Source organism: Pseudoalteromonas sp. Angola-30, from assembly GCF_028599215.1.
GTDB lineage: Bacteria > Pseudomonadota > Gammaproteobacteria > Enterobacterales > Alteromonadaceae > Pseudoalteromonas > Pseudoalteromonas atlantica.
The window spans coordinates 58,562-67,770 of sequence record NZ_JAQREI010000020.1 but is presented as its reverse complement, the minus strand read 5'-3'; the positions used below and the strand labels follow the sequence as shown (position 1 = coordinate 67,770).

Here is a 9,209-nt window from a genome sequence, read left to right as displayed (position 1 = left end):
ATCAGCTATCAGCTATCAGCTATCAGCTATCAGCTATCAGCTATCAGCTATCAGCTATCAGCTATCAGCTATCAGCTATCAGCTATCAGCTATCAGCTATCAGCTATCAGCTATCAGCTATCAGCTAGAAATTTTGATCATATTAACTTACGTGTCAAGACGAGCTTGTCTTAAACTGACGGCTGACGACTATAAAAACAAAAAACCCAAGCCGAGGCCTGGGTTTTTAAACAGTTAACTAAAAGAGTTTACTTCTTCTTTTTAACTGCTTTTTTGTTTGGTAAATCAGTGATTGAACCTTCAAAAATTTCAGCTGCAAGGCCAATAGACTCGTTCAATGTTGGGTGAGCATGAATAGTAAGTGCTAAATCTTCACCGTCTGCGCCCATTTCAACTGCTAAGCCGATTTCGCCAAGCATTTCGCCTGCGTTAATACCCACCATAGCACCACCGATTACACGGCCACTGTCTTTATCAAAGATAAGCTTAGTAGAACCTTCAGTACGTGCAGATGCAATTGCACGACCTGATGCAGCCCACGGGAATACCGCAGTTTCAATGCTTAAGCCTTGCTCTTTTGCTTCTTTCTCAGTCACACCTACCCATGCGATTTCTGGATCAGTGTAGGCAATTGAAGGAATACATTTAGGGTCGAAGAAGTGCTTCTGACCAGAGATAACCTCTGCTGCAACATGGCCTTCGTGTACCGCTTTATGCGCAAGCATAGGTTGGCCAACTAAATCACCAATTGCAAAAATATGGTCTACGTTAGTACGTAATTGCTTATCAACATTAATAAAGCCACGCTCATCTACATTAACACCTGCCTTATCAGCATCAAGTAAGTTGCCGTTAGGCGTACGGCCTACAGCAACAAGTACTTTGTCGTAACGTACTGGCTCAGCTGGTGCGTTTTTGCCTTCAAAAGTAACGTATAAGCCATCATCTTTCGCTTCAACGCCAACAACTTTAGTTGAAAGCATAACATTGAATTTTTTGCTTACGTATTTTTGGTAAATCTTGATGATATCTTTATCCGCAGCCGGAACTAACTGGTCTGCAAACTCAACAACATCAATGTCAGAACCCAATGCGCGGTAAACAGTACCCATTTCAAGACCGATAATACCACCACCTAAAACAAGTAGTTTCTCTGGTACGTCTTTAAGTTCTAATGCGCCAGTTGAATCAATTACACGGTCATCTTCTGGGATGAACGGTAAGCTAACTGGTTGAGAACCTGCAGCAATGATTGCGTTATCAAATGTAATAGTTGTAGTGCCGTCAGCACCTTCAACGTCTAAAGTGTTGCTGCCAGTGAATTTACCGTAACCTGGTACAACTTTAACTTTACGCATCTTAGCCATGCCGTCTAAGCCACCTGTAAGCTGGCCAACAACCGACTCTTTCCAAGAGCGAATTTTATCTAAATCAATTTGCGGAGCGCCAAAAGTAACACCGTGAGATGACATTTCTGCAGCGTCATCAATCACTTTAGCCACGTGTAAAAGTGCTTTTGAAGGAATACAACCAACATTAAGACATACGCCGCCTAATGTTTCACGCGATTCTACTAATGTAACTTCTAAGCCCAAGTCAGCAGCACGGAAAGCCGCAGAGTAACCACCAGGACCACCGCCTAGTACAACAACTTGAGTTTTTAATTCGTTGCTCATGCTATTACCTTAATTGTTTGAACGGGACACTGCCCTAAAATTTAACTGCCATGTTTCTGCATGGGCAGAAAATCAGAGCAATTCATAAATAGTGCAAAGATTGTATCATTGCATATAGTAAAAATCCCAGCTAAAAACAACTGGCTGGGATTTGATTTTGTTCATATTGTAGTGATTACATCACTAGTTGACGTATGTCGCTCATGTAGCTAGCAAGCGTTGCGGTAAAGCGTGCAGCTAGAGCACCGTCAATCACACGGTGATCGTACGACATAGAAAGCGGAACCATTAATTTTGGTTCAAAGTCTTTACCATTCCACTTAGGTTTCATTTCAGATTTAGATACACCTAAAATAGCCACCTCTGGTGCATTAACAATCGGCGTAAATGCCGTACCGCCAATACCGCCTAGGCTTGAAATAGTAAAACAGCCGCCTTGCATATCAGATGACGTTAACTTACCTTCACGCGCCTTTTTAGAAATATCCATCAGCTCGCGAGATAATTCAATAATGCCTTTTTTGTCCACATCTTTAAATACTGGAACAACTAAGCCATTTGGAGTATCTACTGCCACACCAATATTGATGTACTTTTTAAGGATAAGGCTTTCACCGTCTTCAGACAATGACGAGTTAAACGTTGGGAACTCAGCAAGTACTTTCGCTACCGCTTTCATCACAAACACAAGTGGTGTGATTTTAACGCCAAGCTTTTTCTTCTCGCTTAACACGTTTTGTTCTTTACGGAACACTTCAAGGCTTGTGATATCAGCTTCGTCAAACTGTGTAACATGTGGGATTTGCACCCAGTTACGGTGTAGGTTTTTACCCGACAGCTTTTGAATACGCGATAGTTTTTTCTCTTCAATTTCACCAAATTTAGCAAAATCTACTTTCGGCCAAGGAATTAAGCCAAGCTCACCACCGCCCGCATTGCCTTTACCAGCAGGTAATTGGCCTGATTCAACTTGCTTAACTAGGTTTTTAACATAGTTTTGCACGTCTTCTTTAACTACGCGGTTTTTACGCCCTGAGCCTTTAACGTTTGCTAAGTTAATACCAAACTCACGCGCTAAACGACGTACAACTGGCGATGCATGAGCATACGCGCTGTTGTTTTCAAAGCTTTCGTTGCTTGCTTTAGCCGCAGGTGCTGCTTGAGCTGGCGCAGACTCGGTTTTTGCAGGTGCAGCCGCTGGCTTTTGCTCAGCCGGAGCTGCTGCTTTTGCTGGCGCACTGCCTGCAACTTCAAAAACAAACACAAGTGAGCCAGTTTTGACTTTATCGCCAGCGGCCACTTTAATTTCTTTAACGGTACCAGCAAACGGGGCTGGTACTTCCATTGCCGCTTTGTCGCCTTCAACGTTTAAGATAGATTGCTCTTCTTCAACCGTATCACCAACAGCAACCATGATTTCAGTTACTTCAACTTCATCATCGCCAATATCAGGCACGTTTACTTCTTTTGTGCTTGGCTCGGCGCTTTGAGTAGTCTCTGCTGGCGCAGATTCTTGCTTTGGCGCATCTGATGCAGGTGCACTTGAGCCAGCTACTTCAAAAACAAACACTAAAGAGCCTGTTTTTACTTTGTCGCCTTCGGCTACTTTAATTTCTTTTACAGTACCGGCAAAAGGAGCTGGTACTTCCATAGATGCTTTATCGCCTTCAACACTTAAAATTGACTGCTCTTCATCTACGCTGTCACCAACAGCGACTATGATTTCTGTTACTTCAACTTCGTCGTCACCAATATCTGGTACGCTTACTTCTTTAGTTGAAGAACCTGAAGCTTCTGCAGGTGCAGACGCCTCAGTTTTAGCTGGCGCTTCTGGCTCACTTTGTGAACCTGACGCTTCGCCTTCAAAAATCATGATTAACGACCCTGTTGTTACCGTGTCGCCTTCGCTTACTTTAATTTCTTTGACTGTACCTGCTTGCGCAGCAGGTACTTCCATTGATGCTTTATCGCCTTCAACGGTTAGTAGCGATTGATCAACATCTACTTTGTCGCCAACGCTTACTAAGATTTCGGTTACTTCTACGTCATCGCCACCGATATCTGGTACATTAATTTCAATACTCATTGCAAACCTCTTATGCGTACAGTGGATTTAGTTTGTTTGTGTCAATGTCGAACTTTTTAATTGCTTCAACAACCACTGACTTTTCAACATCACCACGTTTAGCAAGTTCAGATAACGTAGCAACAACCACGTAGCTTGCATTAACTTCAAAGTGACGACGTAAGTTTTCACGGCTATCAGAGCGTCCGTAACCATCTGTACCAAGCACTTTATAGTTACTGCTTGGAATAAATGAACGCGCTTGCTCTGCGTAGTTTTTCATGTAGTCGGTCGCAGCAACAGTCACTGAGTCGTTTAATACGCTAGTGATGTATGGCGTTTTTTGCTCGCTTTCTGGGTTAAGCATGTTGAAACGCTCAACGTCTTGACCGTCACGGGTAAGCTCATTGAATGATGTTACTGAATAAACATCAGAAGCAATACCGTACTCTTCGCTTAAAATGGCTGCAGCTTTGCGCACTTCAGTCATGATAGTACCTGAGCTTAATAACTGTACGTTGGCTTTTTTACCTTCGTAGCTTTCAAGCTTGTAAATACCTTTACGAATACCTTCTTCAGCGCCTTCTGGCATTGCTGGTTGATGGTAGTTTTCGTTCATAAGCGTTAGGTAGTAGTAAATGTTTTCTTGGTTTTCACCGTACATACGACGAATACCATCTTGAATAATTACCGCTACTTCAAATGCGTACGTTGGGTCGTAAGAAATACAGTTAGGAACCGTATTTGCAAGAATATGGCTGTGACCATCTTCGTGCTGTAGACCTTCACCATTTAGCGTAGTACGACCTGCTGTTGCACCTAATAAGAAACCACGTGCTTGCTGGTCACCCGCCATCCATGCCATGTCGCCAACACGCTGGAAACCAAACATAGAGTAGTAAATGTAGAATGGGATCATAGGTAAATCGTTAGTGCTGTAAGATGTTGCAGCAGCTACCCATGACGACATTGCACCTAGCTCGTTAATACCCTCTTGAAGTACTTGGCCTGAAGTAGCTTCTTTGTAGTAAGAAACAATATCGCGGTCTTGAGGGGTGTAGTTTTGGCCATGTGGATTGTAAATACCGATTTGACGGAATAAACCTTCCATACCAAATGTACGTGCTTCATCAGCAATAATTGGCACAATGTTTTTGCCAATGCCTTTGTCTTTTAGTAACACGTTAAGTGCACGTACAAAGCCCATTGTGGTAGAAATATCACGTTTTTGCTCTTCAAGTAGCGGCTTAAATGCGTCTACTTCTGGCAGTTTTAGCTCTTCAGTAAACTTAGGAATACGTGTAGGTGTGTAACCTTTAAGTGCATCACGGCGTGCGTGTAAGTACTTGTATTCTTCCGAACCTTCTTCAAGCGTTAAGTATGGAAGATCTTTAATTTGCTCTTCTGATACTAAATCTTGTAGGCCTAAACGGTCACGTAAGTGTTCAACATGGCTCATGTCCATTTTTTTCACTTGGTGCGCAATGTTTTTACCTTCAGCCGCTTCACCCATGCCGTAACCTTTTACAGTTTTAGCAAGAATTACGGTAGGACGGTCGTTGGTTTGCTCAGCCTTTTTAAATGCAGCATAAAGTTTTGATGGCTCATGACCACCACGCTTAAGCGCAAAAATTTCGTCATCAGTCATATCTGCAACAAGTGCAGCTGTTTCCGGATAACGGCCAAAGAAATGCTCACGTACGTACGCGCCATCTTTCGCTTTATATGTTTGGTAATCACCATCAATTGTTTCGTTCATCAACTGTAGTAATTTACCTGATGTATCTTTAGCTAGCAGAATATCCCATCCGCTACCCCATACAACTTTAATTACGTTCCAACCAGCGCCTTTAAATAGGCCTTCTAGTTCTTGAATAATTTTACCGTTACCCATTACTGGGCCATCTAAACGCTGTAAGTTACAGTTAATTAGGTAACATAGGTTGTCTAGCTTTTCACGTGCAGCAAAAGAAATTGCGCCGCGTGATTCTGGCTCATCCATTTCACCGTCACCTAAAAACGCGTATACACGTTGGTTTTTAGTGTCTTTTAAGCCACGGCCGTCTAGGTATTTTAAAAAGCGTGCTTGGTAAATAGACGCAATTGGACCTAAGCCCATTGATACCGTTGGGAACTGCCAAAATTCAGGCATTAATTTAGGATGAGGGTATGACGGTAAACCTTTGCCATCTACTTCTTGACGGAAGTTATCAAGCTGCTCAGCCGTAAGACGACCTTCAACAAATGCACGCGCATAAATACCCGGAGAAATATGACCTTGGTAGTAAACTAAGTCACCGCCGTCTACCTCATTTGGCGCTTTGAAAAAGTGGTTAAAACACACTTCATAAAACGCAGCTGATGATTGGTAAGACGCCATATGGCCGCCTAAGTCGAGATCTTTTTTCGATGCACGTAATACAATCATGATTGCATTCCAACGAATAATCGAACGAATACGACGCTCAAGGTTTACATCCCCTGGGTACGCCGGTTCTTGATCTACTGGAATAGTATTAACGTAGTTAGTTGTTGTGCCAGTTGGCATATCAACGCCGTCTAAACGGGCTTGCTCTAACACTTGCTCAAGTAAATACTGAGCTCGTTCAACACCTTCTTCGCGCACAACTGATTCAAGAGCTTGTAACCACTCTTGTGTTTCTAGCGCGTCTACGTCAATTTTATTGACTTCAGACATATGGAGGTTTCCTTATGTTTAAAATACGAATGTTGTTAATTTAATACCACGTATACCTAATTTAGTGTGTTCTAAGTACAGCGTATTAGCTTAATTTTGTTTTGTGCGTCTTAAACTACGTTCAATTCGCGAATGCTCTTTACCCGCTTCAAGTAATGCTTCTTCAATAAAGGCTAAATGGGCATTACTTGCTAAACGGGCTTGTTCTGGATTGCCCTCAATTACGGCATCCATTAATAAGCGCCGGTGCTGGGCTAATTGATTACTAATATCTGGTTTTTTTAATAAAACCGTTAAGTTTTGCAATACATTTTGCTCCAGTAGCGCTTGCATGCCTCGCACTAAGTGAAGTAAAACCACGTTGTGTGAGGCTTCGGCTACACTAAAGTGAAACGCATTAATTGCTTTGGCTTTTAATTGTAAATCGTTATTAACTTGAGCAATTTTATCAAAGCTTTGTTTAACCTTGGTAAAATCGGTGCTGGTACCACGAAGCGCCGCATAATATGCAGCAATCCCTTCAAGTGCATGACGAAATTCAAGTAAATCGAACTGTGATTCAGGATGCTTACTGATCAAATCAAACAGCGGATCAGTGAGTCCCTCTTCAAGCTGATTTTTTACAAACGTGCCACCGCCTTGCCTGCGAGTGACTAATCCTTTTGCTTCTAGCTTTTGGATAGCTTCACGCAGTGAGGGGCGAGACACCTCAAACTGTTTTGCTAGTTCGCGCTCTGGCGGCAGTTTTTCACCTGGCGCTAATGAGCCCTCAAGAATCATATTCTCAAGTTGCTGTAAAATAACATCAGATAATTTTGCTGCTTTAATCTTTAAAGACATTAATCAACGTCCACGTTGCATAAATACTAAAAAGCCTAATTTTTAAGGCCTAGAGCTTGACGATTTACCCAAAAGGTAAATTGGTCATACCAAAAATTTTCAATAAGGTATCAAAAAGGCAAATAACTGTCAATTTACGGGTTATTTGAGCAATTAGAGTAGCGTAACGCATTTTGAACGAAGTTCAAACAATGCACAATTGAGGTTGTTTTATTCAAACGTTAACAAGATGAAAACAAATGGTCTGACCAGAATGAATTAGAATATTCACTCTAGTTGAATTTATTGAAGAAATTAATTTTTGAATCAAAGAAGGTCGTAGCAGCGGGTTTACCCCGCGACCAATTATCTTGCCGCGATACTCATCCTAAGCGCGGCGTACATTGCGCGATGTAAAATCGCAACTACGATAAACCGCCAAATAAAGTAAGCAGTGCGATAAGTACTAAATAAAAAAGCACGTTGCGTTTAACTAATTTAATCATACAAGTGGCTTCAATAGCACATCCGTAATAACGCTGTTCTACTTGTTCAGCCGCAAGCGCTGTACACGTAACTACTTTGCGGTTTGGTGTTTTAAAATCCAATACATAATGCAACCAGCAGCTTGTACCTTTATTAAAATTACCAATAACTAAGTAGCCAAAGCTTGCAACACGCGCTGGTAGCCAATCTAGCCAAAATAATAATTTATGCAGCAGCGTAAAACGATTTGCAAACACCACTTTATGGTTTTCTTTAACTAAATCGGCCAACGTACGCACTATTGCATACAACACGGCCCCTGGGGCGCCAAGTATTACAAACCAAAAAATAACGGCGCAATAAAATCTAAAATTAATCCAGGCTAAGGTTTGCCCAAATGTTTCTCCGCCCTCTTCATCCTCTAGGTGTTTTTGCCCCATTTGTAGTGCATATAATGAGGCCGCGGTTTTATCATCCCGCGTTAGTGCATTTAAATACGACTTATATAAAGCACGGTGCTTAGCACAACCAAAACAAACTAATAAAACCGCAACATTTATAGCTAACTGCCACAGTACAAAGTCAGAGAGTACATATATAAGCGCAACAGCCACTACCGGCAAAACTAACCAAATTAAAAAGCCAATTGCCGAGCCAAACAACCCGTTTTCACTAAGTAATTTACCCGAGCGATTTAAATAACCATTAACGTAATGACTTATTTGCCAATACTGTGAGCGCGCACCTAAACGCTCAAGTATTAGTGCAATAATTATAGAAACTAAAATCATGATAGCGACTCACTTAATTTGCTTGTTCTAGCCTGCTTATATAAGCAGGCCAATTAAAACTTTCCCCAGGGTCGGTTTTTCGCCCTGGTGCTATATCGCAATGCCCTACTACTCGCTTAGTGGTGATAAGCGGGTAACGAGTCATAATTGCCTTTGTTAGGCTATGTAAGCTGGTGTACTGCGCCTGAGTGTAAGGTGTGGTATCTGTACCCTCAAGTTCAATGCCTATACTAAAGTTATTACATGCGCTTTGCCCTTCATATTCAGATTGCCCGGCATGCCACGCACGTTTATTAAATGGCACATATTGAATAATCTCGCCAGTACGTTTTATAAAACAGTGCGCTGACACTCTAAGCCCATTTAAATCACAAAAACTGGGGTGCGCATTACAGTCAATCTCACCCATAAACAGTGCATCAACGTATTCGGTGCCAAATTGCCCAGCCGGCAAGGAAATATTATGAATTACCAACAGTGAAATATCGGTATTTTCAGGGCGCTCATCAAAATGCGTACAGGGCCGCTGCGTTATATTAGCGGCAACTCCGCTTGAATCTATCTGCATTATTTTAATACCACGGTATACATAAACTTGATGCTAAAGGATTTATATAAAGAATGATAGCCATTGCGGTTAGCTAACATTCAGCTGGTAGCATTACTTTTAGCAG

The 9,209-nt window shown here is 41.9% G+C and carries 7 protein-coding genes; 1 reads left to right on the top strand and 6 read right to left on the bottom strand.

The window, feature by feature from the left end:
* Window positions 1-238 (top strand): hypothetical protein (locus tag PSH54_RS18340; protein ID WP_273606793.1); only part of this gene is annotated, 238 nt, incomplete at its 5' end.
* 10 nt (window positions 239-248) lie between these two features.
* Here PSH54_RS18340 and lpdA read toward each other — a convergent pair.
* The 6 genes from lpdA to ampD form a co-directional block, all read right to left on the bottom strand.
* A complete protein-coding gene (gene lpdA, locus PSH54_RS18335; RefSeq protein WP_273606792.1) occupies window positions 249-1,676 on the bottom strand; it encodes a dihydrolipoyl dehydrogenase in 1,428 nt (475 codons plus the stop codon).
* A gap of 175 nt (window positions 1,677-1,851) precedes the next feature.
* Complete coding sequence (gene aceF, locus PSH54_RS18330) at window positions 1,852-3,762, bottom strand: pyruvate dehydrogenase complex dihydrolipoyllysine-residue acetyltransferase (RefSeq protein WP_273606791.1); 1,911 nt, start codon at window positions 3,760-3,762, stop codon at window positions 1,852-1,854.
* 10 nt (window positions 3,763-3,772) lie between these two features.
* Window positions 3,773-6,439, bottom strand: a complete 2,667-nt coding sequence (gene aceE, locus PSH54_RS18325; RefSeq protein WP_024031395.1) for a pyruvate dehydrogenase (acetyl-transferring), homodimeric type — start codon at window positions 6,437-6,439, stop codon at window positions 3,773-3,775.
* A 90-nt stretch (window positions 6,440-6,529) separates the two neighbouring features.
* Window positions 6,530-7,279, bottom strand: coding sequence for a pyruvate dehydrogenase complex transcriptional repressor PdhR (gene pdhR / locus PSH54_RS18320; protein WP_004588597.1), 750 nt, complete (start codon window positions 7,277-7,279; stop codon window positions 6,530-6,532).
* Between the two features lie 404 nt (window positions 7,280-7,683).
* Window positions 7,684-8,535: a beta-lactamase regulator AmpE gene (ampE, locus tag PSH54_RS18315; RefSeq protein WP_273606790.1), complete on the bottom strand. Its 852-nt coding sequence runs from the start codon at window positions 8,533-8,535 to the stop codon at window positions 7,684-7,686.
* Between the two features lie 13 nt (window positions 8,536-8,548).
* On the bottom strand, window positions 8,549-9,103 hold the full coding sequence (ampD, locus tag PSH54_RS18310; protein WP_273606789.1) for a 1,6-anhydro-N-acetylmuramyl-L-alanine amidase AmpD: 555 nt from the start codon (window positions 9,101-9,103) through the stop codon (window positions 8,549-8,551).
* Between the last annotated feature and the right edge of the window lie 106 nt (window positions 9,104-9,209).

Excerpts from the sequence above, each read along its gene's own strand:
- aceF (WP_273606791.1), bottom strand. The coding sequence starts at position 3,762 with ATGAGTATTGAAATTAATGTACCAGATATCGGTGGCGATGACGTAGAA.
- ampE (WP_273606790.1), bottom strand. The coding sequence starts at position 8,535 with ATGATTTTAGTTTCTATAATTATTGCACTAATACTTGAGCGTTTAGGT.
- ampD (WP_273606789.1), bottom strand. The coding sequence starts at position 9,103 with ATGCAGATAGATTCAAGCGGAGTTGCCGCTAATATAACGCAGCGGCCC.
- lpdA (WP_273606792.1), bottom strand. The coding sequence starts at position 1,676 with ATGAGCAACGAATTAAAAACTCAAGTTGTTGTACTAGGCGGTGGTCCT.
- aceE (WP_024031395.1), bottom strand. The coding sequence starts at position 6,439 with ATGTCTGAAGTCAATAAAATTGACGTAGACGCGCTAGAAACACAAGAG.
- pdhR (WP_004588597.1), bottom strand. The coding sequence starts at position 7,279 with ATGTCTTTAAAGATTAAAGCAGCAAAATTATCTGATGTTATTTTACAG.